Source organism: Pseudomonas sp. CCI3.1 (genome assembly GCF_034313985.1).
GTDB classification, from domain to species: domain Bacteria; phylum Pseudomonadota; class Gammaproteobacteria; order Pseudomonadales; family Pseudomonadaceae; genus Aquipseudomonas; species Aquipseudomonas psychrophila.
Genome location: NZ_JAVIWO010000001.1, coordinates 3,808,299 through 3,832,478, shown reverse-complemented (window position 1 = coordinate 3,832,478; position 24,180 = coordinate 3,808,299). Strand labels below are relative to the sequence as shown.

Sequence of the window (24,180 nt, the reverse complement as noted above, 5' to 3'; positions counted from 1 at the left end):
TGGCGCTTGCCAATAGAGCCAGTGAAGCACGCATCTGCACCTAAACAAGTGGCATAACCGCCTAAAACTCTGCGTTCTTGCTGCCTTCCTCAGTCAAAAGGCGTTGTGCCAGGGTGTGTTGCAGGGCCTCAAACCGCAGTGGTTTGATCAAATAGTCTGTGATCCCGCCGGCTTGTTCACGGGCTTGATGGGCCTCGGACTCGGACTCGAACAGCGCCAGTACGGGTAACTGCGCGCACGCAGCCAGTGTCAGCAACTGGCTGCCCATCGATGTGCCCGACACCAAAGCGAGCGGGCACGCCAGTAATACCGCATCGACCCGCTCGCGGCGAAGTGCGTCGATCGCAGCCTGCCCGGTGTCGACACTGAGTACGCGGTAACCCAACTTGAGCAACATGCCGCGCACCACCACAGGGTTAGCAGCGTCTTCCACCAGCAGAACCACACACTCGCCCGGTGTGCGAACCATGGTCGGGGTACGGGCCGACACAGGGGCCGGCTGCGGGGTTTGAACCGGCGCCTCAAGCTCCAGCAACAGTTGGAACTGTGAGCCCTGCCCCGGCTGCGAATGATGGGTCAGACGTCCGCCAAGCAGTTCCACCAGACGTCGACAAATCGCCAGACCGATGCCCAGGCCACCGTATTCGCGGGTCATAGAACCATCGACCTGGAAGAAGTGCTGGTACAGTTCGGCTTCTTCCTGGTGAACAAAACCGATGCCGCTGTCGATCACATTGAACGCCAGCGCCCAGCGCCCAGGCGCCGCAGATTTGCCGGTGACACGCAGGATCACGCCCCCTGCGCGGGTGAACTTGATGGCGTTATCCAGCAGGCATTCCAGGCACTGGCGAATTTTCTCGGCATCCCCTACCAACTTATCAGGCAGATTTCGCGCCACTTCATACGAAAACTCCAGCCCTTTATTTCGCGCTGCTGGCCCGAACTGATCGCTCAGCCCTTGCATCAGTTCATTCAGGCTGAATGGTCGAGGACGCGCGACCAGTCGACCCGCTTGTAGCTCGGTCAGGACCAGAATGCCATTGACCATGTGCATCATCTCGCGCGCAGAGCCTTCTGCCGTCTGGGTGTACTGCGCAAGTTCAGGGCCCATGTCCAGGGTTTTGATCAGCTCCAGAGAGCCAATCACGCCATTCATGGGGGTGCGCAACTCATGGGTCACGGTGGCCAGAAATTCATCTTTTAGCTGGTTGGTACGGGCCAGTTGCTGGTTCATGGCCGCCAGCTTTTGCCCGGACTCTTGCAGCGTGCGCGCCTGCAGGTCACGCATGGCATTGATCCGGTCGGCAAGCGCCAGTGACAGCAGCCCCACCTCAATCGCCGAGCCGATCTGGCTGGCGTACATGGTCAGGAACACGTTTGGCAGATAGCCCAGCACCATCAGCGTATTGACCAGCCCACCGAGCAAAAAGGCCGACCAAGCGATCACAAAGTAGCGCGCGACCCGCAGACCACGGATCCAGGCCACCACTCCGGCGGTGAAAATGGTGACGATAAACGCCAGCGCCAGACCCGTGGCCAGACGCAACGACACGGCATAGCTGGTCGTCAACGCGAGCACCATCACCAGAACACCCACTGCCATCAGGAACATCAAGGCCCGATCAAGCCAGCGACTGTGGGAAGCGGTGTGCAAAAAGGAGCGGGCGAACTGGCACCCGAAAAACGCCGATGCGCCAATCAGGAACGGCGTCGAGGCATTGGCCCACCACGGGTTATTCGGCCAAAAGTACTGCACCGCGGCGCCATTGACTGACAACTGGTACAGGCCGAAGGAGCCGATATAGAAGATGTAGTAGAGGTAGCTGGTATCACGCACGCTGAGGTAGATGAACAGGTTGTAAATCAGCATCCCCAGCAACACGCCATAAATCAGACCCAGGATGTAAATCCGTACGGGCTGTTCTTCGAGGTAGGCCTGAGCTGACCACAGCGTCAGCGGGGCCTGAACCGAGCCCTGACTGGCCAGGCGCAGGTAGAGGGTCTGGTTTTGCCCGGGGGTGAAGTTGAGTTCAAACAGGTAGTTGTTTTCTTTGATCTGACGATTGTCAAAAGGCAGCGCATCCCCCGTACGCTCAGCCAGCCGGTAGTTGCCTGCGGCATCTGGCAAGTAGAGCTCGATGAAATCAAGGGGCGGGTAAGCCAGCTCCAGCAGCCAGGTGCTGTGCACTTTAGGGTCTTGGGGCTGATAGTGCAGGTTCACTTTGACCCAGAAGGCCGAGTGCGAGTAACCCTCGTTCAAGGTGTCTTTGGTGTGTGCCTTGAACAGTTCGTCGTGTGCCGTGACATCGGCCAGGGTCGCCTTGCCGCCCACGTCTTCGAAGACTTGCATCACGCGGCCCAAGGGCAGGCTTTGTGTGGTTTCGTCAAAAGTGACTGCGCTAGCCAGCATCGGTAGCCAGCTCAACAACATCATCAACAAATAGCGCATACAGCCCCAACGTAGCTCACTCGATAAACTGCGCAACCCCATACTCCCTCTGGGATTACGTCGCCCGAATGACCGGTTATTAATTTGAAGGCACTCTAACATAGCCATTAATGGCACATACACACCACGCTACAAATCATCCAAAAGGCTCTAGAACGGGCATTACAGCGAACAACTCGTATTTTGACGGCAAAATTATCAGGGCAATCAAAAGCTTATAACCAACATTTAACTGCGCACGGACCAAGCGCCCCAAAAAACCGTTTGGTGGTAAGCTCGCGCACCATGAATATCTACAGTTCTCGCCCCGTTGTCCTCTGTCTCTCTGGCCATGACCCCAGTGGTGGTGCCGGCTTGCAGGCAGATATCGAAGCCCTGCTGGCTCAAGGCTGTCACGCCGCCCCGGTGGTGACAGCCTTGACTGTGCAGAACACTGTCAATGTCCGTGATTTCCGCGTGCTGGATCGCGAGTGGGTGTTGGCGCAAGCCGATGCAGTACTCAGCGACTCCACCGTTGCGGCGGTCAAGCTGGGCATGCTCGGCTCACTGGAAATGGTCGACACCGTGGTCGAACTGCTTCAGGCCCATCCACACCTGCCAATGGTCTGTGACCCGGTGTTGCGCGCAGGCGGCGGTGGGCGACTGGGCAAGGATGAAGTGGGCTACGCCATGCGCGAACGCCTGTTGCCACTGGCCACCATTGCCACCCCCAACCTTCCTGAAGCCCGCATCCTGGCCGAACTGCCCGATGGCAGCGCCGATGAGTGCGCTGAAAAACTGCTGCCTTTTTGCAAGCACCTGCTGATCACTGGCGGTCACGGTGATGAGCACGAAGTCCATAACCGCCTGTACAGCCGCGACGGCAGCCGACACACCTTTACCTGCTATCGCTTGCCCGGCAGCTATCACGGTTCGGGTTGCACCCTGGCCAGCACCCTGGCCGGGCGACTGGCCATCGGTGAAGAACTGGTCAGCGCCGTGCAAACCGCGCTCAACTACACGTGGCGCACCCTGCGCGATGCCGAGCAACTGGGGCAGGGGCAGTTTGTACCGCGCCGCTTGCCGCTGGACTTCTGCTCGTAACGAATGAGGCACGACCCATGACACTGCGCGGCTTGTATGCAATCACTGACAGCCAACTGCTGGCCGGCAAGCTGCTGCCCTACGTTGAGGCGGCCCTCGATGGCGGCCTGACGCTGTTGCAATACCGCGACAAAAGCAACGACGACGCCCGTCGCCTACGCGAAGCCGAGGCCTTGCGGGGTTTGTGCGAGCGTTACAAGGCGCACTTGATCATCAACGACGACGCTGAGCTGGCCGCGCGCCTGGGCGTAGGCGTACACCTGGGGCAAACCGATGGTCCGCTGACGCCGGCCCGGGCACTGCTCGGGCGCAATGCCATCATTGGTTCGACCTGCCACAGCCAGATTGAGCTTGCCGAGCAAGCAGCCAAGGAAGGCGCGAGTTACGTTGCCTTTGGCCGCTTCTTCAATTCCAGCACCAAGCCCGGCGCCCCTACCGCGACCCTGGACGTGCTGGACCAGGCTCGCGCCCGGCTCAACCTGCCGATTTGTGTGATTGGCGGCATTACCCTGGACAACGCGCCCCCCCTGGTTGCCCACGGTGCCGATCTGCTGGCCGTGGTGCATGGCCTGTTTGGTGCCCAGAACGCCCAGGAAGTCACCCGCCGCGCCAAGGCGTTCAACACCTTGTTGTCTATTTAAATACCGAATCCTGATTCAGAGAGAGCCCACCATGTCTCGTTCCGAAACCCTGTTTGCCAATGCCCAAAAACACATCCCCGGTGGCGTGAACTCGCCCGTTCGTGCGTTCAAGAGCGTGGGCGGCACCCCGCTGTTCTTCAAGCACGCCGAAGGCGCCTACGTGACTGACGAAGACGACAAGCGCTACGTGGATTACGTCGGTTCGTGGGGCCCGATGATTCTGGGTCACAGCCATCCAGAAGTGCTGGATGCGGTGCGTGCGCAACTGGAGCACGGCTTGTCGTACGGTGCTCCGACCGCCATGGAAACCGAAATGGCAGATCTGGTGTGCTCCATCGTGCCGTCAATGGAAATGGTGCGCATGGTCAGCTCCGGCACCGAAGCCACCATGAGCGCCATTCGCCTGGCCCGTGGTTTCACCGGCCGCGACAATATTCTCAAGTTTGAAGGTTGCTACCACGGCCACTCCGACAGCCTGCTGGTCAAGGCCGGTTCCGGCCTGCTGACCCAGGGCGTACCGAGCTCGGCCGGGGTTCCGGCAGACTTCGCCAAACACACCCTGACCACCGCCTTCAATGACATCGACGCGGTTGAAAAACTGCTGGGCGAAGTTGGCGACACCGTGGCCTGCATCATCGTCGAGCCGGTGGCCGGCAACATGAACTGTGTGCCGCCTGCGCCTGGCTTCCTGCAAGGCCTGCGCAGCCTGTGTGACAAGCACGGCGTAGTGCTGATTTTTGACGAAGTGATGACCGGTTTCCGGGTTGCCCTGGGTGGTGCTCAAGCCCATTACGGCGTCACCCCGGACCTGAGCACCTTCGGCAAGATCATCGGCGGCGGGATGCCGGTTGGCTGCTTCGGCGGCAAGCGCGAAATCATGCAGCACATCGCACCACTGGGCCCGGTTTACCAAGCCGGCACCCTGTCCGGTAACCCGCTGGCAATGGCGGCAGGCCTGACCACCTTGCGCCTAATCAGCCGCCCGGGCTTCCACGCCGAGCTGAGCGATTACACCACCCGCTTGCTCGATGGCTTGCAACAGCGCGCCGACGCGGCAGGGATTCCATTTGTCACCACCCAGGCCGGTGGCATGTTTGGCCTGTATTTCAGCGGCGCCGACGACATCGTCACCTTCGACGATGTGATGGCCAGCGATGCTGATCTGTTCAAGCGCTTCTTCCACCTGATGCTCGACGGTGGTGTGTACCTGGCGCCGAGTGCTTTCGAAGCCGGTTTCACTTCGATCGCCCATGGCGAGACCGAGCTGCAACTGACTCTGGACGCTGCCGAGCGCGCATTTGCCGCCCTGAAATGATCGACAAAACGGCAAGCGCTAACGCCCTTGCCGTTTTTTTATGCCCGTTATGACCTGATCTTTTACCCCGCCCGTCCAAAATCGTCTTAAATCAATGGATATCGCGGTCAGGCAGCAGAAAAACGAGTAAAGACTTTGTAAGGTTGCCTCTGCTTATTTCATAATGCGCGCCTATACATCCCATGGTCGGGTTAACCCGTCTTTCAGAGGTACGTCGATTCCCATGAACCGCACCGGCCGCGCCCTTGCACTGGGCTGCCTGTTGCTCCTACAACCGCTGCTTGTCCAGGCAGGCGGTAACTCGTTGTTGATCCCAGCGATGGGTCGCTGCACCCTCAATACTCAGCCTGAAGACCTCGCCGAGGCACTTGCAGCGTGCGTTGAGGCGGCGAAAGCCGGGGATGCAGAAGCCGAATACGAGTTAGGCGAGTTCTATTACGACGGTAAAAATACCCCTCGCGACCTTAATCAGGCACTGAGCTATTTCGAGCAAGCGTCGCTACAAGGCCACGCCATGGCTCAGTTCCAGCTCGGCACCATGTTCTTCAAGGGCGAAGGTGTACCGGCCAATAACATTCAGGCGTACATCGTGCTGAAGATGGCCGCGGTTAACGGCGCTGAAGACGCTCTGGACACCGCCGACCTGGTAGCCGAGCAGATGCCCCGGGACCAACTCGAAACCGCCACCCAGATTCTGGGGCAGATTTTCCGCAAGTACTTGCAGGAACTGCAATCAACCGACGCCCGCTCACCGTTTTCGCCCCTGCCTTAAAGGGTTGCTGCTTCGGGCGCCAGCCTTTCATAAAGACGGGCCCAAAGCCTGAGCAAATCCCCGCAGACCATGTCCGACAGAATGGACGGCCTTACTTTTCCGGCATCGGAAACGGAAACGGCATCACGTTGCTGACGCCACGGGCTTCGCTGATTTTGGGAGTGCCCAAGCGCTCAACCTCGTCGATACGCACAATCGAGTGCATCGGCACAAAACTGCGCACCACACCTTCGAACTGGGCCTTGAGTTTTTCTTCACTCGGGTCGACGACCATTTGCGTGCGCTCACCGAAGACGAATTCCTCAACTTCCAGGAAACCCCACAGATCACTTTGATAGATCTGCTTGGCGTACATTTCGAACACCTGGCCCTGGTTAAGGAAAATCACCTTGTAGATTGGAGCTTCACGTTTGGTCATGGTGGGCGGGTAAACATCTGGAGGTATAAAAGAGGGCGCGAACTATAGCATAGCCGTCAGACGCACAACGCTAGGAAGCAACGGCTATGCCCCCTATAATGCGCGGTTCTTTGAATCACTTGATGAACACCCATGGCCAAGAAGCTTTACATCGAAACCCACGGTTGCCAGATGAATGAGTACGACAGCTCGCGCATGGTCGACCTGCTGGGTGAACATCAGGCCCTGGAAGTCACAGCGCGCGCCGAAGACGCTGATGTCATCCTGCTTAATACCTGTTCGATCCGTGAACGTGCCCAAGACCGCGTGTACTCGCAACTGGGTCGCTGGCGTGAGCTGAAACTGGCCAACCCCGACATGGTTATTGCCGTGGGCGGGTGTGTTGCCAGCCAGGAAGGCGCGGCGATTCGTGATCGCGCCCCTTACGTAGACGTGGTGTTCGGCCCGCAAACCCTGCACCGCCTGCCAGAAATGATCGACGCTGCGCGTATTACCAAACTGCCGCAAGTCGACGTGTCGTTCCCCGAAATCGAGAAGTTCGACCACCTGCCAGAGCCGCGCATCGACGGCCCAAGCGCCTACGTCTCGGTCATGGAAGGCTGCAGCAAGTACTGCACATTCTGCGTGGTGCCATATACCCGCGGTGAAGAAGTCAGCCGCCCGTTCGATGACGTGCTGGCCGAGGTGATTCACCTGGCTGAAAACGGCGTGCGTGAAGTGACCCTGCTCGGTCAAAACGTAAACGGTTATCGCGGCCTTACCGAAGGCGGTCGCCTGGCGGACCTCGCCGAGCTGATTCGCGTGGTTGCTGCGATCGACGGTATCGAGCGCATTCGCTACACCACTTCCCACCCGCTGGAATTCTCCGACAGCCTGATCCAGGCACACGCCGAAGTCCCGGAGCTGGTCAAACACCTGCACTTGCCAGTGCAATCAGGCTCGGACCGTATTCTGTCGGCCATGAAGCGCAACCACACGGCACTGGAATACAAGTCCAAGCTGCGCAAGCTGCGTGCTGCCGTACCGGGTATCTGCATCAGTTCCGACTTTATTGTTGGTTTCCCGGGCGAGACCGAAAAGGACTTCGAGCAAACCATGAAGCTGATCGAAGACGTCGGTTTCGACTTCTCCTACTCCTTCGTGTACAGCCAGCGTCCGGGCACCCCGGCAGCTGACTTGGCGGACGACACCCCGGAAGAGCGTAAAAAGGAACGCCTCAACGCGCTGCAACATCGCCTCAACCAGCAGGGTTTCGAGATCAGCCGCCAAATGGTCGGTTCCACTCAGCGGATTCTGGTTACCGACTATTCGAAAAAAGACCCTGGTGAGCTTCAGGGTCGTACCGAGAACAACCGTATCGTCAACTTCCGCTGCGACAACCCGCAGTTGATCGGACAGTTTGCCGATGTACACATCGATGCAGCCCAACCGCACTCGTTGCGAGGCTCGTTACTGAACTGAATACACCCTGTAGCCGCTGCCGAAGACTGCGATGGACTTAACCCTTGGCCCACTTCGTGGGCTTTCGCAGCCTACGGTAGCGGCTACAGGTTTTATGTCGCATCAGTAAGTCCTTTCGCCCATGACCTGCTAGCGTTATCCTTCATTTCATCTCAATTGCCTAAGGGCGGCTAAATACGACCTTGAACGCACCCATCGAACCACATCGCTTTCTTCTCGAGCCATTTGAGGCTCGCCGTTTCGCCAATCTGTGCGGGCAATTCGACGAGCATTTGCGCTTGATCGAACAACGCCTGACGATCGAAATCCGCAATCGCGGTAATCAATTCGAGCTGATCGGCGACCCCAAACTGACCTCCTCCGCAGAACACCTGCTGCGCCGCCTGTACCGTGAAACCAAGGCTTCTGAGCTTTCACCGGACATGGTGCACCTGTTCCTGCAGGAATCTGCCGTCGAAGATCTGGCCAGCAATCCGGTGGCAGAAGCCAGCGTGTCGCTGCGTACCAAAAAGGGCATGATTCGCCCTCGAGGCATTAACCAGCAGCGCTACGTCAAAGAGATCCTGGGTAACGACATCAACTTCGGAATCGGCCCAGCGGGTACGGGTAAAACCTATCTGGCCGTGGCCTGCGCAGTTGATGCTCTGGAGCGCGAGCAGATCCGCCGCATCCTGCTGGTGCGCCCGGCGGTTGAAGCGGGCGAAAAGCTCGGTTTCCTGCCAGGTGACCTGTCGCAAAAAATCGACCCGTACCTGCGCCCGCTTTACGACGCACTGTACGAAATGCTGGGCTTTGAATACGTGGCCAAGCTGATCGAGCGCCAGGTGATCGAAGTCGCACCACTGGCCTACATGCGGGGCCGTACGCTGAACAACAGCTTTATCATTCTCGACGAAAGCCAGAACACCACCGTCGAGCAGATGAAGATGTTTCTGACCCGTATCGGCTTCGGCTCGACCGCCGTGATCACCGGTGACATCACCCAGATCGACCTGCCAAAAGGCACTAAATCAGGGCTGAACCACGTCATTGAAGTGCTCAAGGATGTACCGGGCATCAGCTTTACCCACTTCCAGTCCAAAGACGTCGTGCGCCACCCGCTGGTGCAGCGCATTGTGGAAGCCTACGGGCGCTACGAACAGGAAGCCGCCGACAAGCTGGCCGCACTGCCCGCTGCAAAGGATTACCGTCACGATGCTTGAGCTTGACCTGCAACTGGCCACCGAGGCAGCCGCGCCCACCGAAGTCCAGTTCCGCCAATGGTGTGAACTGGCCCTTCGTCAGCGTACCGCCGATTCGGAAATGACCATTCGTCTAGTAGACGAACCCGAAGGCCGCGAGCTCAATCACACCTGGCGCCAGAAAGACTACGCCACAAACGTGCTGTCCTTCCCGGCTGACGTGCCTGACGAATTTCTCGATATCCCGTTACTGGGCGATCTGGTGATCTGCGTGGCCGTGGTTGAACGCGAAGCCACCGAACAAGGTAAAAGCCTTGAGGCCCACTGGGCCCATTTGGTGATTCACGGCTGCTTGCATCTTCTGGGCTACGACCATATAGAAGATGAAGAAGCCGAAGAAATGGAAGCACTGGAACGAACGTTGCTTGCTGAACTGGGTCATCCTGACCCGTACGCAGACGACGAAACTGATTAACACCCACTGAAACTACCAAGGGATACGAGTAAATCGCTATGAGCGAAGACCGATCGAGCAACGGGCAAAAGTCATGGTTAGGTAAACTGACCCAGGCCTTTGCCCATGAGCCGAAAAACCGCCAGGAGCTGCTTGAGCTACTGCGCGAAGCACACCAGAACAAACTGTTGGACAGTGAAGCGCTGGCCATCGTCGAAGGCGCCATTCAGGTAGCGGACCTGCAAGTACGGGACATCATGGTTCCGCGCTCGCAGATGATCAGCATCAAGGCGACCCAGACCCCCCGTGAATTTCTCCCGGCGATCATTGAAGCGGCGCACTCGCGCTACCCGGTGATCGGCGAAAGCCACGACGACGTCCTGGGCGTCCTCCTGGCCAAAGACCTGCTGCCGCTGATCCTTCAGGAGAACGGCGACAAGTTCAACATCAAGGATTTGCTGCGTCCGGCGACTTTTGTCCCTGAGTCCAAGCGTCTGAACGTGTTGTTGCGTGAATTCCGTGCCAACCATAACCACATGGCCATCGTGATCGACGAATACGGCGGCGTGGCAGGTCTGGTAACGATTGAAGACGTTCTGGAGCAGATCGTCGGCGACATCGAAGACGAACACGATGTCGAGGAAGACAGCTACATCAAGCCACTGCCAAGCGGTGACTTCCTGATCAAGGCCCTCACCCCCATCGAGAACTTCAACGAGTTCTTTGATACCGAATTCTCCGACGATGAGTTCGACACCGTTGGCGGCCTGGTCATGAGCGCGTTCGGACACTTGCCAAAACGCAACGAAACCACTGAAATCGGCCCCTACCGCTTCCGCATCCTCAATGCGGACAGTCGCCGGATTCATCTGATTCGTCTCACGCCTATTGCCCGCTAAACCTCAATACCAAGGATTGAAATGCGCTGGATAACCTCCCCCGGCTGGCCCGGTAACTTGCTGGCCGTGGTGGCCGGCGCACTGACAACCCTGGCGTTGGCACCCTTCGATATCTGGCCACTGGCACTGGTTGCCCTGGCCATTTTCTATCTCGGCTTGCGCGACCTGTCTCCAAAGCAGGCGCTGGGGCGTGGCTGGTGCTACGGGTTCGGCCTGTTTGGCGCCGGTACCAGCTGGATCTACTACAGCATTCATCACTTCGGCGGCGCGTCTGTACTGCTGGCCGGACTGCTGATGCTGGCGTTCACGGCCGCTATTGCATGGTTCTTTGCACTGCCCGCCTGGCTCTGGGCACGCTGGATTCGTCGCAATGAAGCCCCCCTGGCCGACACATTGGCGTTTGCCGCTTTATGGGTCGCGCAAGAAGCGTTCCGTGGCTGGTTCCTTACCGGCTTCCCTTGGCTGTACTCCGGTTACAGCCAGCTCGACGGCCCGCTGGCCGGGCTTGCCCCGCTGGGTGGCATGTGGCTGATTTCCTTCACCCTGGCGTTGACAGCAGCCCTGCTGTGCAACGTGCCGCGACTGATCAAGGCCAAACGCAAAGCCTTTGTCGTGGCGGGCCTGGTGTTGCTGCTCGGCCCATGGTGCATCGGCCAGGCGCTCAAGCATCACGCCTGGACCAGCCCCTCGGGTGATCCGCTGAGCGTGGCAGCGATCCAGGGCAATATCGAACAAAGCATGAAATGGGACCCGGCGCAGCTCAACGCACAGCTGGCCCTGTACCGCGACATGACGTTGAGCTCGAAGCGGGTTGATCTAATCGTTTGGCCAGAAACCGCTATTCCCGTACTCAAAGAAAACGCTGAAGGTTTTTTGAGCATGATGGGCCGGTTTGCCGCTGATCGAAACTCGGCACTGATTACCGGCGTGCCAATCCGCCAGGAAGTACGTCATGAGCCGCGCTACTTCAACGGCATTACCGCTGTGGGCCAGGGTGACGGCGTTTATCTGAAGCAAAAGCTGGTGCCGTTTGGCGAATACGTGCCGCTGCAGGATGTATTACGCGGCCTGATCGCCTTCTTCGACCTGCCGATGTCGGACTTTGCCCGGGGCCCCGCGGATCAAGCCATGCTGCAAGCCAAGGGTTATCAGATCGCGCCGCTTATTTGCTATGAAGTGGTGTACCCGGAGTTCGTGGCCAACCTCGCGGCCCAAAGCGACATTTTGCTCACCATCAGCAACGACACCTGGTTCGGCACATCGATTGGTCCGTTGCAACACTTGCAAATGGCACAGATGCGCGCCCTGGAAGCAGGACGCTGGATGATCAGGGCCACCAACAATGGCGTGACGGCGCTGATCGATCCGTTCGGCCAGATCACCACCCAAATTCCGCAGTTTGAGCAGGGCATCATGTATGGCGAAGTAGTGCCCATGCACAACCTCACGCCTTACCTGCAATGGCGTTCGTGGCCGCTGATCATCCTGTGCAGCCTGCTGATTGGCTGGGCTCTGGTCACCAGCCGGATTGCCAAGACGGTGTAGTGGCTACCAGGCTTGCTCGCGAATGCATCACTGCTGCCCTCCAGACCGCAGCGCTTGCATCGCGAGCAAGCCCGCTCCCACAAACAGCCAAACGCCCTGCCTCTCAGTTACCGGTAAAAAAGCGGATAGGACATCTGCCCGACCGCTTCATTGATCAACAACCCAGACTGCCAGAACGATTTGTACTCGGGCATCCAGCCCCCCAACGGCCGAGCATTGTCAGCACTCAAGAATCCAACGGGGGCGGGCACGACTTCAAAGCCAGCCTTTTCAAAGCTCCACACTGAACGTGGCATGTGCCAGCCGTGTGTCACTACGACCACGCGCTTGATACCCAACGGCAGCAGAATATCTGCCGTCATTTTGGCGTTCTCCCACGTGGTACGGCTTTGCTCTTCTTTCCAGCGCACGTTTACACCAAAGTCATCGCGCAACGAGTCCGCCATCAATTGCGCCTCGCTGGGTGGCGTGCCGTAGTGCAAACCTCCTGTGGTCAGTACCGGTAAACCTGAAGCCTTGGCCAGACGAGCCGCATATCGCTGGCGCTCCAGGCCTATTCCCGTCGGTTGATCGCTGCCCCATGCCGGGTCTCCCCGCTCACGGCCCGAACCCAGCACCACGATTGCATCCGCCCGCTGCGCGAGTGTTGACCACTCGCCTTGAGCCAGCGGCGGCTCGCTTTCGAGCACCCGTGCGCCCCACTCCACCATCACTGGCAAGCTCATCAGCCAAAATCCGCCCACACCCAAGGCGAACAGCACACCCGCCAAACGCGGGCGGGAACGACGCAGCCACCAGGCAAGCACCAAGAGGAGTAGAAGAATTCCGGGAGGTAGTAGAAGTTGTTTTAAAAAATATCGAATAGGCATCGAGCATCTCCAAAGATGCCCGAAGCCTAAGGGGGTTGAGTGAACGCATCAACAGCGCAGGTGAGAAACCCAAACACAAACGCTTGATACATCAACCCGGGGTACAACCGTTTTTGATGCGACTTTTTATGAAGGCCCGGCCTGAATCGTTGAATCGCCGTAAGGCCCTAAGCTCCCTGCACCCTGTCTTTGAGCCAGATGACCTTGGCTTTAGGGGCATCTTGCATGTTCCTGCTGCCTTGCGAGCGTTCAATTGCCTCACGCCCCGTCCGATTCAAATAGAGGTTGATCAACTCCAGCTCGGCATGACTCAAGCCTCGTAACTCCAGTTCAACTGGACGCTCATCACGTAATTGGACAGCCGTATTTGCTGAATCAAGAGCCACGTTCAAACGATCAATCAGCCGCTCATACACTTGCGATGTTGGTGCACTGCGTTGCAACTCTGCCATCCGTCCACCTCATTTAAGGAAATGTTTCTCCCCCAAAGACAGCTTAGCTGCGCATGTAAAACCGGCGTGCTGCTGCGACCAACGGAGTGATGAGGCAATCAGGGTTTCCCTCGATAGAGCGGGGTCATGTATGCTACGGGACTTCCTGTAACCCCTGCTCCAACCTGACCGGGCAACACAATAGCCGGTCTATGTTGAAGAGGATTAGGCCACCCTTTATCAGTACAAGTAGCCATGCACGAACAATATCAGCCCCGTGAAATAGAAGCCGCCGCCCAATCATTCTGGGACAACCAAAAGTCCTTCGAAGTCAGCGAAGATCTAGGCAAAGAGACTTACTACTGCCTATCGATGTTCCCGTACCCAAGCGGCAAGCTACACATGGGGCATGTGCGTAACTACACCATCGGTGACGTAATCTCCCGCTACCAGCGCATGCTTGGCAAAAACGTCCTGCAACCCATGGGTTGGGATGCCTTCGGCATGCCGGCCGAAAACGCCGCGATGAAAAACAACGTCGCGCCGGCCAAGTGGACCTACGAAAACATCGCCTACATGAAAACCCAGCTGCGTAGCCTGGGTCTGGCCGTTGACTGGTCTCGCGAAATCACTACCTGCCAGCCGGATTACTACCGCTGGGAGCAATGGCTGTTCACCCGCCTGTTCGAAAAAGGTGTGATCTACCGTAAAAACGGTACCGTGAACTGGGACCCGCTGGACCAGACCGTTCTGGCCAACGAGCAGGTCATCGACGGCCGCGGCTGGCGTTCGGGCGCGCTGATTGAAAAGCGCGAAATCCCGATGTACTACTTCAAGATCACCGCTTACGCGGATGAGCTGCTCGAAAGCCTCGACGACATGCCGGGCTGGCCCGAGCAGGTCAAAACCATGCAACGTAACTGGATTGGCAAATCCCGCGGCATGGAAGTGCAGTTCCCCTACAACGTCGAGTCCATCGGCGAAGCGGGTGCACTCAAGGTCTTCACCACCCGTCCTGACACCCTGATGGGCGCCACCTATGTGGCCGTGGCTGCCGAGCACCCGCTCGCCACTCTAGCTGCACAAGGCAACCCTGAGCTGCAGGCGTTTATCGCTGAATGCAAAGGCGGCAGCGTAGCCGAAGCCGATATGGCGACCCAGGAGAAAAAGGGCCTGCCAACCTCGTTGTTCGTTGAGCACCCGCTGACCGGTGAAAAACTCCCGGTCTGGGTCGCCAACTATGTGTTGATGCATTACGGCGACGGCGCAGTGATGGCCGTTCCAGCACACGACGAGCGTGATTTTGAATTCGCCACCAAGTACAACCTGCCGATCAAAGCGGTAGTTCGCACCAGCGCGGGCGACGAATCACCTGCTCCGTGGCAGGACGCCTACAACGAGCACGGTACGCTGATCAACTCCGGCGAGTTTGACGGCCTGGACTTCGATGCGGCATTCGCGGCCATTGAAGCCGCTCTGGCCGCCAAAGGCCTGGGCCAGTCGCGTACCCAGTTCCGTCTTCGCGACTGGGGCATCAGCCGTCAGCGCTACTGGGGCTGCCCGATCCCGATCGTGCATTGCGAGACCTGCGGTGACGTTCCGGTCCCAGAAGACCAGTTGCCCGTGATCTTGCCAGAAGACGTCGTGCCCGATGGCGCCGGCTCGCCATTGGCGCGTATGCCTGAATTCTACGAGTGCAGCTGCCCTAAATGTGGCGCACCGGCCAAGCGCGAAACCGACACGATGGACACCTTCGTCGAGTCCTCGTGGTACTACGCCCGTTATGCTTCGCCGCACTATGAAGGTGGCCTGGTCGAGAAATCGGCGGCTGACCACTGGCTGCCGGTTGACCAGTACATAGGCGGTATCGAACACGCCATCCTGCACCTGCTGTACGCACGCTTCTTCCACAAACTGATGCGTGATGAAGGCCTTGTCAGCTCCAACGAGCCGTTCAAGAACCTGCTGACTCAGGGCATGGTGATTGCCGAGACTTACTACCGTCGCGAAGCCAACGGTGCGCTGACCTGGTTCAACCCGGCAGATGTCGAACTGGAGCGTGACAGCAAGGCCAAGATCATCGGCGCCAAACTGATCAGCGACGGCCTGCCCGTTGAAATCGGCGGCACTGAAAAAATGGCCAAGTCCAAGAACAATGGCGTCGACCCGCAATACATGATCGAGCAATACGGCGCAGATACCTGCCGTCTGTTCATGATGTTTGCCTCGCCACCTGACGCGAGCCTGGAATGGTCCGATTCGGGTGTTGAAGGTTCGCACCGCTTCCTCAAGCGCGTATGGCGTCTGGCCTATGCCCACGTTGCCCAAGGCCTGCCGGGCAAGCTGGATATCGCCAGCCTGAGCGACGAACAAAAAGTCATTCGCCGCGCTATTCACCAGGCTATCAAGCAAGCGAGCCAGGACGTCGGCCTGCATCACAAATTCAACACCGCCGTCGCCCAGGTGATGACCGTGATGAACGTGCTTGAAAAAGCACCGCAAGTGACTGAACAAGACCGCGCCCTGCTTCAGGAAGGTCTTGAAACTGTTGCACTGGTGCTGGCGCCAATCACTCCGCACATCAGCCATGAGCTGTGGAACCAATTGGGCCATGCCGGTGCCGTCATTGATGCGCCATGGCCAACCCTGGATGAAAACGCACTGATCCAGGACACCCTGCAACTGGTTATCCAGGTCAACGGCAAACTGCGCGGACATATCGAAATGCCAGCCAGCGCCAGCCGTGAAGACGTTGAAGCCGCAGCCCGCATCAATGAAAACGTACTGCGGTTTACCGAAGGCCTGACGATTCGCAAAGTGATCGTGGTGCCGGGCAAACTGGTCAACATCGTCGCGAGCTAACTGGAACAGGCGCCCGTGCCATACGCGGGCGCCCAATAAGACCTTCAGGGCCGCCTAGTCGGCCTATCTGGTTTCAAGGGGAGCAACACATGATCAAACGCAACCTGCTGGTGATGGGTCTCGCTATTTTGTTGAGCGCCTGCGGCTTTCAACTGCGCGGCACCGGCACCAATCAGCTGACGATCACCGAACTCGACGTAACGGCTCGCAACGCCTACGGCGATACCGTGCGCCAACTGCGTCAAGTACTGGAAAACAGCGGCGTGAAACTTACCGCCAGTGCTCCGTACAAAATGATTCTGACCAGCGAAAAAGAATCTCAGCGCGCCGCCAGCTACGCGGGCAACGGCGGTACCGCCGAGTATGAACTGACCAACGTGGTCAACTACGAGATCCAGGGTCGCAACAACCTGACACTGCTGAGCAACCGGGTTGAAGCCAACAAGGTTTACCTGCAGGACGCCAGCAACATCGCTGGCGCCAACCAGGAAGCCCAATTGATCCGCAAAGAGATGCGTCGCGACCTCGTGCAGCAACTGGTCCTGCGTCTTGAGCAGTTGACTCCGGAGCAACTGGAAAAACTGCAACAGCAGGCCGACGAGAAGGCCAAGGCTGAAGCCGACGCCATTGAAGCTGCACGCAAGGCTCAAGAGGAAACCCCTCAACAGTCGCCTCTCGAACTGCAAGACCAGTAAGGCATACGGGGCGCTCAAGCGCCCCGCTATCGTTATAGCCCCTATGAAACTCGCCCCCGCCCAACTCGCCAAACACCTGCAAGGCAGCCTCTCGCCGGTCTACGTCATCAGCGGCGATGACCCGTTGCTGTGTCAGGAAGCCGCAGACGCCATTCGCAGCACCGCTCGCCAACAAGGTTTTGATGAGCGCCAGGTGTTCAGCGCCGACGCCAGCTTTGACTGGGGTACCCTGCTGCAAGCGGGCGCCAGCATGTCTCTGTTTGCTGAAAAACGCCTGCTGGAACTGCGCCTGCCTTCGGGCAAGCCCGGCGATAAAGGCGCTGCGGCATTGATCGAGTACTGCTCACGCCCGGCCGAAGACACCTTGCTGCTGATCAGCCTGCCCAAGCTTGATGGCAGCGCGCAGAAGACCAAATGGGGCAAGGCACTTGTTGAGGGGCCTCATACCCAGTTCATACAGATCTGGCCAGTAGACGCCAATCAACTGCCTCAATGGATTCGCCAGCGCTTGTCCCAGGCGGGCTTGGCTGCCAGCCAGGACGCCGTCGAACTGATTGCCGCAAGGGTCGAGGGCAATCTGCTGGCAGCCGCCCAGGAAATCGAAAAGCTCAAACTAATGACCGATGACGGTCAGATAACCGTCGAAACCGTGCAGGCCGCGGTGGCTGACAGTGCGCGCTTTGATGTATTTGGCCTGGTCGATGCCGTACTGAACGGCGAGGCTTCCCACGCTTTGCGCATGCTTGAAGGATTACGCGGTGAAGGCGTAGAACCTCCTGTGATCCTGTGGGCGCTGGCACGTGAACTGCGGGTACTGGCCAATATTGCGCTGCAATACAGTCAGGGTATCCCGCTGGACAAGGCTTTCAGCCAGGCCCGCCCTCCGGTTTGGGACAAACGTAAGCCGTTGATGAGCAAAGCCTTGCAACGTTACTCGGCACAGCGCTGGGCACAACTGTTGATGGACGCACAGCGTATCGATGCGCAAATCAAGGGCCAGGCCGCGGGCTCACCGTGGAGCAGCCTGAGCCGGTTGGCGCTGTTGATGTGTGGGCAACGTCTGAATCTGCCAGCGGAATAACCCTGAAGCGCTAACGCCCCCCGTAGCAGCTGCCGAAGGCTGCTACGGGTTTACCGCCCGGCCCCGGCCACTGGACAACCGAAAAAAACTGGCCGATGATTTGCGCTTGTTCAAACCAAGCGAGAGCACCTGCCATGAGCAAACGCCCCAACAAGGCCAAATCCATCGTCGCCCAACCCCTGTTCCGCAGCCGCCAGGAACGCCCCGCCAAAGGCAAAGGCAGCTACCGCCGCGAAGCCTTCCAGTCGAGAGACCGGGAGGCTTTTTACTTTCTGGCTGCCTGACAGCGGGGATGATAAGGTCTGCATCTGATTTGCATTACCTGGACCTGCGCATGCCCTTAAGTCATAAACGTGGTTGGCCGATGCGCCAACTGATCGCTGCTTCCAGCGTCATCCTTTTAGTCGCCTGCGCCGAGAAACCTACCGCAGCCGATGCTCAACCCCTGCCTGTGACGCCTCCCGCACCAGCGGTGACCACCAGTGCGCCAAGCACCGACATCCCCTTTGTCCAGCCCGCACAGAACTTCAGTGAGTGGCAGGCCAATTTCCGTGTTCAGGCCCTTAACGCCGGAATCAGCCCGCAGGTGTTCGATAACGCCTTTGCGGACATTACGCCCGACATGAGCGTGATCAAGGCAGACCGCAGCCAACCTGAATTCAGCCGACCGGTCTGGGAATACCTCGACGGCGCCCTGTCACCTTTGCGTGTGCGCAATGGTCAGCGTTTGCTGGAGCAAAACGCCGAACTGCTGAGCCGCATCGAACAGCGTTATGGCGTCGACCGCCAAGTGCTGGTTTCGGTCTGGGGGATGGAGAGCAACTTTGGCTCGTTCCAGGGCAACAAGTCTGTCATTCGCTCCCTGGCCACCCTCGCCTACGAAGGGCGTCGCCCGGAATTCGCCCAAAGCCAACTGATCTCGGCGCTGAAAATCATTCAGCAAGGCGATATCAGCGCAGAAAAAATGCTCGGCTCCTGGGCCGGAGCAATGGGCCAGACCCAGTTCATTCCTACCACCTACGAAACCCATGCCGTGGATTTCGACGGTGATGGGCGTCGTGACATCTGGAACAGCTCGGCTGACGCCTTGGCCTCGACTGCGCATTACTTGCAAAGCTCAGGCTGGAAACAAGGCCAGCCATGGGGCTTTGAGGTCATGCTGCCTGCCGGGTTTGATTACGCGCTGGCTGATGGTGCCGTCAAAAAGACCGTCGCCGAGTGGCAACAGTTGGGTGTATTAGTGCCTGACACCTCTGCCGGCTCCGAGCAGTTGAGCGCTACCCTGCTCCTGCCAGCAGGCTACCGTGGCCCGGCATTCCTGGTGCTGGATAACTTCCGCGCCATCCTGCGTTACAACAATTCATCGTCCTATGCGCTAGCGGTGGGCTTGTTGTCTCAGCGCTTCAACGGTGGCGGAAACATCATGGCCGCGTGGCCAAAAGATGATCGACCGCTGAGCCGTTCCGAACGCGTCGAGTTGCAAACACTGCTGAGCGAGCGTAACTACGATGCTGGCAATGCTGATGGCATTATTGGCGCCAACACCCGCAAAGCGATTCGGAGCGCGCAGCAAGCCATGGGCTGGCCAGCTGACGGCTATCCGAGTCACAAGTTGCTGGAGAGTTTGCGAAGCCGTTGAGTCGCGACTCAACCTGTAGGAGCGGGCTTGCTCGCGATGCTATCAACTCGGTATCTCTGACAAAACGAGTCGATGCAATCGCGAGCAAGCCCGCTCCCACGGTTCAAGTTTTTACTGTGACCACATCCTGCTCAAGCACCAACTGCTGCAGGTCCGCATCCAGTCGCACCTGAGCCCCCATCGGCAGGGTCAGATTGGGGTCACAATGCCCGCTGCGCCATCCCGCCAACACCGGAATCCCTAGCCCACCCAGCTCCTGGGTAAGCAACCGCCCCAACGCCAGCACATCAACCCCCGCCACATCCCCCACCAGGACACCTCGCAACCTGTCGAGCTTACCCGCCAGGCGCAAATGTGTAAGCAGGCGATCAACCCGGTACAGCGGCTCGTTCACGTCTTCGATAAACAGAATGATGTCTTCGTCATCCAGCTCAAACGCAGTCCCGAGAGTGGCGCAGATCATGGATAGATTGCCGCCCAGCAGACGGCCACTGGCGCATCCGGGCGCAATCGTCGTCAGGGGGTAGGCAGCTGGGTGCTCAAGCACGGGCAGTTGTCGCCCGCTGAGCATGCGTAGCAGTGAGGATTCAGTGGGTGGCTGCTTGTTGCCCAGCAAGTCGGCGTTCAACATCGGCCCGTGAAAGGTCACAAAGCCCGCGTAACGAGTGATCGCCAGGTGCAGCGCGGTGATATCGCTGTAGCCCACAAAAGGCTTGGGATGGCTACGCAGCAGCTCAAAATCGATGCCGTCCAGCAAGCGCGGGCTACCGTAACCGCCGCGCAGGCAGAAAATCGCATCAATACTGTCATCAGCAAACGCATCATGCAGGTCGCGTAAGCGCACTGCATCGGAGCCTGCAAGATAACCGTCCTTTTCCCACACACCCGGAAATATCCGCAGCTGATAGCCGTGGGCATGCATCCATTGGGTCGCACGATTCAGATCAAGTTCGGCGGGACCTGCCGGGGCGATCAGGGCGATCACCCCACCAGCGGGCAACGCGGGCACCGCGCTGTGGGTCTTGAAAGACACGGGCGCGGTGCTCCGGTTTGTCATGGAATCAGGCACTCACCAGCATGGATTTGACCAGCTTGGCTTGTTCATCCGCGTGATACGAAGAACGTACCAACGGTCCGGATGCCACGTTTTTGAAGCCCATTTTGTAGCCTTCTTCGGCGAACCAGGCGAAAACGTCCGGGTGCACGAAACGCTGTACCGGCAAGTGGTTGCGCGATGGCTGCAAGTATTGACCCAGGGTCAGCATGTCGATGTCGTGTTCGCGCATGCGCTTCATCACTTCAATGACTTCTTCATCCGTCTCGCCCAGACCCAGCATCAGGCCGGACTTGGTCGGGATGTGCGGCATCATCTGCTTGAAGCGCTGGAGCAAGGTCAGCGACCACTGGTAGTCGGAACCAGGGCGGGCGGCCTTGTACAGGCGCGGCACGGTTTCGAGGTTGTGGTTGAACACGTCAGGCGGCTCGGCTGCGGTGATTTCCAGCGCAACGTCCATGCGACCACGGTAATCCGGCACGAGGGTTTCAAGCAGAACACCCGGTGACAGCTTGCGGATCTCGCGGATGCAATCGGCAAAGTGCTGGGCACCGCCGTCACGCAGGTCGTCGCGGTCTACCGAGGTGATCACCACGTACTTCAGGCGCAAGTCAGCAATGGCGATGGCCAGGCTTTCAGGCTCGTTGACGTCCAGAGGCTTCGGCCGGCCGTGACCCACATCGCAGAACGGGCAGCGACGTGTGCAGATATCGCCCATGATCATGAAGGTCGCGGTGCCGCCCGAGAAGCACTCGCCCAGGTTCGGGCAGGAAGCTTCTTCGCACACGCTGTGCAGCTTGTGCTTGCGCAGCAATGACTTGATACGGTCGACTTCAGGCGAAACCGGAATGCGTACACGAATCCAGTCAGGCTTCTTCGGCAGCTCGGTGGTCGGAATAATCTTTACCGGGATACGCGCAACCTTTTCGGCACCGCGCAATTTAACGCCGGTCTCAACCTTGGAACGGGCCTCGCTGGCGCGGGCTGCACGTTCTGAGATATCCAGCGTTGGGATCAGGGTTTGAACAGCGTCTTGCGCAGTAGTCATATCAGTCGATTCCGCCCGTCAGGGTCGTCTGCTCAGCATAGTCGAGGTGTTTGACGAGCTGCACACGCAGCCGGGCACCTACCTCGGCAAATTCAATCGGCCCTGCATGGTCACGCAGCTGGGTCATCGCCAGCCCCGCATAACCACAGGGGTTAATCCGTCGAAACGGTTCCAGGTCCATGTCCACATTCAGGGCCAGACCATGGAAGGAGCAGCCATTACGGATTCGCAGCCCCAGTGAGGCGATTTTCGCGCCGTCAACATACACACCGGGGGCATCAGGCTTGGCCGCAGCGTTCACGCCATAGCTGGCGAGAAGGTCGATCAGGCACTGTTCCATCCGCGTGACCAGCTCACGCACGCCATAACCCAGCCGGCGCACGTCAAGCAACAGGTAAGCGACCAATTGACCAGGGCCATGATAGGTCACCTGGCCACCGCGATCCGACTTCACCACCGGGATATCACCCGGTAATAGCAGGTGCTCGGCCTTGCCTGCCTGGCCTTGGGTAAATACCGGCGGATGCTGCACCAGCCAGACTTCATCTTGCGTGTCCGGCTCAAGCTTGCGCTCATCGGTGAAACGTTGCATCGCCAGCCAGGTACGCTCGTAATCAAGCTGACCCAGTTCGCGAATACCCAAGACCTGCGACATCACAACACCATGTGTACGAAGCCGGTGGCTCGCAGTTCGCTGTTGATGTTGTAGAGCTGATCCTGATCGGTTGCCACGATGTGCAACTGGATCGTCGTGTACTTGCCATTGGTGCTCTGGCGTTCGTCGACACGATCATCGTTGACCGTCGCGTGTTTCTTGACGATGTCGATGATCCTGTCCTTGTTGCCCACACCCGTGTCGCTGATCACCTTAACCGGGTAATCCACGTTAGGGAATTCGATCTTTGGCGCCTTTACTTCGGTATCGGTCATGGCGTATTGGCCTCGTAAGCCTTGAGCTACAGAGATAACTCCGCGCCGTGTAAGCGCGGAGCCATACAGGTGGGAGCTATTAGTTGAACAGTCCGTAGAAGAATAGACGGATGCTGTCCCAGACGCGTCGGAAAATACCGCCTTCCTCAACGGGCTCCAGTGCAATCAGGTCGGCGCTGTGCACAACCTTGTCGTCGAGCTTGACCTCAACCTTGCCGATCACATCGCCTTGGGCGATAGGGGCCATCAGTTGCGGGTTCATGGTCATGCTTGCAGCCAGCTTTTTCAATTGGCCTTTAGGCAGCGTCATGGTCAAGTCTTCAGCCAAACCGGCTTTGACCTGGTTGGTAGTGCCTTTCCAGACCGGGGCCTGAGCCAGCTCTACACCCTTCTGGTAGAAGGTCTGGGTTTCGAAGAAGCGGAAACCGTAGGTCAGCAGCTTTTGCGTTTCGGCAGCACGGGCGACTTCGCTGTTGGTACCAAACACCACGGCAATCAGACGCTGGCCATCACGAACAGCCGACGACACCATGCAGTAGCCTGCTTCGTCGGTGTGACCGGTTTTCAGACCGTCAACGGTCTTGTCACGCCACAGCAACAGGTTGCGGTTAGGCTGCTTGATGCCGTTCCAGAAGAACTCTTTCTGCGAGTAGATCGCATAGTGAGTCGGGTCTTCGTGAATGATGGCACGGGCCAGCAATGCCATGTCATGAGCCGACGAGTAATGCTCCGGGTTTGGCAGGCCGGTCGGATTCATGAAGTGGCTGTTGGACATGCCCAACTCGCCAGCGGTTTTGTTCATCATGTCGGCAAATGCGTCTTCGCTGCCGGCAATGTGCTCAGACAAAGCCACGCTGGCGTCGTTACCCGACTGAATGATGATGCCGTGCAGCAGGTCGCTGACCGACACTTGAGTGCCGACCTTGATGAACATCCGCGAACCACCGGTACGCCAGGCGTTTTCACTGACAGTTACCGGATCGTTTTCGCCGATCTGACCACGACGGATTTCCAGGGTCGCGATGTAAGCAGTCATCAGCTTGGTGAGGCTGGCTGGTGGCAGACGCTGGTCACCGTTGTTCTCGACCAGCACGTTACCGCTGCTGGCATCCATCAGAACGTAGGACTTGGCTGCAAGTTGTGGCGGCGACGGCATCATCTCGACTGCCCAGGCGGCAGGAGTGACGATCAGCGGTACAAGCAGGCACAGGCGTTTGGCAAAAGTGGTGATGTTCATCCGTCTCTCGAAGTTGTTAATTGAAACTTACCCTCACGGGCAAAACTGTACAGGCAGTCGTATGACTGACTGCCGCGTATTCAGTTGCAGTCCCTGCCCCTGAAAGGGCTTTTATT

General features: G+C 58.4%; 23 protein-coding genes. 14 read left to right on the top strand and 9 right to left on the bottom strand.

The features are described from left to right. Nucleotides 1-61: 61 nt before the first annotated feature. The gene (locus RGV06_RS17585; protein WP_048351211.1) at nucleotides 62-2,449 is read right to left on the bottom strand and encodes a hybrid sensor histidine kinase/response regulator; all 2,388 of its coding nucleotides are present in this window, start codon (nucleotides 2,447-2,449) and stop codon (nucleotides 62-64) included. Between the two features lie 285 nt (nucleotides 2,450-2,734). Between RGV06_RS17585 and RGV06_RS17580 the strand changes: the two genes are divergently transcribed. The 4 genes from RGV06_RS17580 (at nucleotide 2,735) to RGV06_RS17565 (ending at nucleotide 6,260) form a co-directional block, all read left to right on the top strand. Beyond that, a complete protein-coding gene (locus RGV06_RS17580; protein WP_019824179.1) occupies nucleotides 2,735-3,532 on the top strand; it encodes a hydroxymethylpyrimidine/phosphomethylpyrimidine kinase in 798 nt (265 codons plus the stop codon). Nucleotides 3,533-3,549: 17 nt separating this feature from the next. Then, complete coding sequence (gene thiE / locus RGV06_RS17575) at nucleotides 3,550-4,173, top strand: thiamine phosphate synthase (protein ID WP_046810556.1); 624 nt, start codon at nucleotides 3,550-3,552, stop codon at nucleotides 4,171-4,173. Nucleotides 4,174-4,204: 31 nt separating this feature from the next. After that, on the top strand, nucleotides 4,205-5,488 hold the full coding sequence (gene hemL / locus RGV06_RS17570; RefSeq protein WP_019824184.1) for a glutamate-1-semialdehyde 2,1-aminomutase: 1,284 nt from the start codon (nucleotides 4,205-4,207) through the stop codon (nucleotides 5,486-5,488). A gap of 223 nt (nucleotides 5,489-5,711) precedes the next feature. Beyond that, on the top strand, nucleotides 5,712-6,260 hold the full coding sequence (locus RGV06_RS17565; RefSeq protein ID WP_019824185.1) for a tetratricopeptide repeat protein: 549 nt from the start codon (nucleotides 5,712-5,714) through the stop codon (nucleotides 6,258-6,260). A 91-nt stretch (nucleotides 6,261-6,351) separates the two neighbouring features. On the opposite strand, the gene RGV06_RS17560 is transcribed toward RGV06_RS17565, so the two are convergent. Next, nucleotides 6,352-6,678, bottom strand: a complete 327-nt coding sequence (locus RGV06_RS17560) for a DUF1820 family protein (protein ID WP_019411970.1) — start codon at nucleotides 6,676-6,678, stop codon at nucleotides 6,352-6,354. Between the two features lie 132 nt (nucleotides 6,679-6,810). On the opposite strand from RGV06_RS17560, the gene miaB reads away from it, so the two are divergent. From miaB to lnt, 5 genes are all read left to right on the top strand, one after another. Next, nucleotides 6,811-8,139 carry a tRNA (N6-isopentenyl adenosine(37)-C2)-methylthiotransferase MiaB gene (gene miaB / locus RGV06_RS17555; protein ID WP_019824187.1) on the top strand — a complete coding sequence of 443 codons (1,329 nt, stop codon included), beginning with the start codon at nucleotides 6,811-6,813 and terminating at the stop codon, nucleotides 8,137-8,139. Nucleotides 8,140-8,321: 182 nt separating this feature from the next. Beyond that, the gene (locus RGV06_RS17550) at nucleotides 8,322-9,341 is read left to right on the top strand and encodes a PhoH family protein (protein ID WP_019824188.1); all 1,020 of its coding nucleotides are present in this window, start codon (nucleotides 8,322-8,324) and stop codon (nucleotides 9,339-9,341) included. After that, complete coding sequence (ybeY, locus tag RGV06_RS17545; protein WP_019824189.1) at nucleotides 9,334-9,795, top strand: rRNA maturation RNase YbeY; 462 nt, start codon at nucleotides 9,334-9,336, stop codon at nucleotides 9,793-9,795. The genes RGV06_RS17550 and ybeY overlap by 8 nt, the downstream gene beginning before the upstream one ends. A 38-nt stretch (nucleotides 9,796-9,833) precedes the next feature. Next, nucleotides 9,834-10,673, top strand: coding sequence for an HlyC/CorC family transporter (locus RGV06_RS17540; protein WP_019824191.1), 840 nt, complete (start codon nucleotides 9,834-9,836; stop codon nucleotides 10,671-10,673). 21 nt (nucleotides 10,674-10,694) lie between these two features. Next, on the top strand, nucleotides 10,695-12,218 hold the full coding sequence (lnt, locus tag RGV06_RS17535) for an apolipoprotein N-acyltransferase (protein ID WP_046810555.1): 1,524 nt from the start codon (nucleotides 10,695-10,697) through the stop codon (nucleotides 12,216-12,218). A gap of 107 nt (nucleotides 12,219-12,325) precedes the next feature. Here the strand turns inward: lnt and RGV06_RS17530 are convergent, their stop codons facing one another. Together RGV06_RS17530 and RGV06_RS17525 are read right to left on the bottom strand one after the other, a co-directional pair. Beyond that, nucleotides 12,326-13,087 (bottom strand): YdcF family protein, encoded by a 762-nt coding sequence (locus RGV06_RS17530; RefSeq protein WP_322150694.1) that lies wholly within the window; start codon nucleotides 13,085-13,087, stop codon nucleotides 12,326-12,328. Nucleotides 13,088-13,254: 167 nt separating this feature from the next. Next, the gene (locus tag RGV06_RS17525; protein WP_019824196.1) at nucleotides 13,255-13,539 is read right to left on the bottom strand and encodes a hypothetical protein; all 285 of its coding nucleotides are present in this window, start codon (nucleotides 13,537-13,539) and stop codon (nucleotides 13,255-13,257) included. A 234-nt stretch (nucleotides 13,540-13,773) separates the two neighbouring features. Between RGV06_RS17525 and leuS the strand changes: the two genes are divergently transcribed. The 5 genes from leuS (at nucleotide 13,774) to RGV06_RS17500 (ending at nucleotide 19,795) form a co-directional block, all read left to right on the top strand. Continuing rightward, nucleotides 13,774-16,380 carry a leucine--tRNA ligase gene (gene leuS, locus RGV06_RS17520; RefSeq protein WP_048351215.1) on the top strand — a complete coding sequence of 869 codons (2,607 nt, stop codon included), beginning with the start codon at nucleotides 13,774-13,776 and terminating at the stop codon, nucleotides 16,378-16,380. 89 nt (nucleotides 16,381-16,469) lie between these two features. Continuing rightward, nucleotides 16,470-17,075 carry an LPS assembly lipoprotein LptE gene (gene lptE, locus RGV06_RS17515; RefSeq protein WP_019824199.1) on the top strand — a complete coding sequence of 202 codons (606 nt, stop codon included), beginning with the start codon at nucleotides 16,470-16,472 and terminating at the stop codon, nucleotides 17,073-17,075. A 43-nt stretch (nucleotides 17,076-17,118) separates the two neighbouring features. After that, nucleotides 17,119-18,156 (top strand): DNA polymerase III subunit delta, encoded by a 1,038-nt coding sequence (gene holA, locus RGV06_RS17510; protein WP_198821314.1) that lies wholly within the window; start codon nucleotides 17,119-17,121, stop codon nucleotides 18,154-18,156. A 134-nt stretch (nucleotides 18,157-18,290) separates the two neighbouring features. Continuing rightward, entirely contained in the window at nucleotides 18,291-18,440 is a 150-nt protein-coding gene (gene arfA / locus RGV06_RS17505) for an alternative ribosome rescue factor ArfA (protein WP_003444166.1), read from the top strand. A gap of 50 nt (nucleotides 18,441-18,490) precedes the next feature. After that, a complete protein-coding gene (locus RGV06_RS17500; RefSeq protein ID WP_322150690.1) occupies nucleotides 18,491-19,795 on the top strand; it encodes a lytic murein transglycosylase in 1,305 nt (434 codons plus the stop codon). A 103-nt stretch (nucleotides 19,796-19,898) separates the two neighbouring features. Here the strand turns inward: RGV06_RS17500 and RGV06_RS17495 are convergent, their stop codons facing one another. The 5 genes from RGV06_RS17495 to RGV06_RS17475 form a co-directional block, all read right to left on the bottom strand. Further along, nucleotides 19,899-20,852 carry a S66 peptidase family protein gene (locus tag RGV06_RS17495; protein ID WP_322150688.1) on the bottom strand — a complete coding sequence of 318 codons (954 nt, stop codon included), beginning with the start codon at nucleotides 20,850-20,852 and terminating at the stop codon, nucleotides 19,899-19,901. A 4-nt stretch (nucleotides 20,853-20,856) separates the two neighbouring features. Then, the gene (gene lipA, locus RGV06_RS17490) at nucleotides 20,857-21,897 is read right to left on the bottom strand and encodes a lipoyl synthase (protein ID WP_133077016.1); all 1,041 of its coding nucleotides are present in this window, start codon (nucleotides 21,895-21,897) and stop codon (nucleotides 20,857-20,859) included. Nucleotide 21,898: 1 nt separating this feature from the next. Beyond that, nucleotides 21,899-22,552 (bottom strand): lipoyl(octanoyl) transferase LipB, encoded by a 654-nt coding sequence (gene lipB, locus RGV06_RS17485; protein WP_019824209.1) that lies wholly within the window; start codon nucleotides 22,550-22,552, stop codon nucleotides 21,899-21,901. Then, nucleotides 22,552-22,827 carry a DUF493 domain-containing protein gene (locus RGV06_RS17480; RefSeq protein WP_019824211.1) on the bottom strand — a complete coding sequence of 92 codons (276 nt, stop codon included), beginning with the start codon at nucleotides 22,825-22,827 and terminating at the stop codon, nucleotides 22,552-22,554. Before RGV06_RS17480 ends, lipB begins: the two co-directional genes overlap by 1 nt. Before the next feature lie 79 nt (nucleotides 22,828-22,906). Further along, nucleotides 22,907-24,064, bottom strand: coding sequence for a D-alanyl-D-alanine carboxypeptidase family protein (locus RGV06_RS17475; RefSeq protein ID WP_019824213.1), 1,158 nt, complete (start codon nucleotides 24,062-24,064; stop codon nucleotides 22,907-22,909). Between the last annotated feature and the right edge of the window lie 116 nt (nucleotides 24,065-24,180).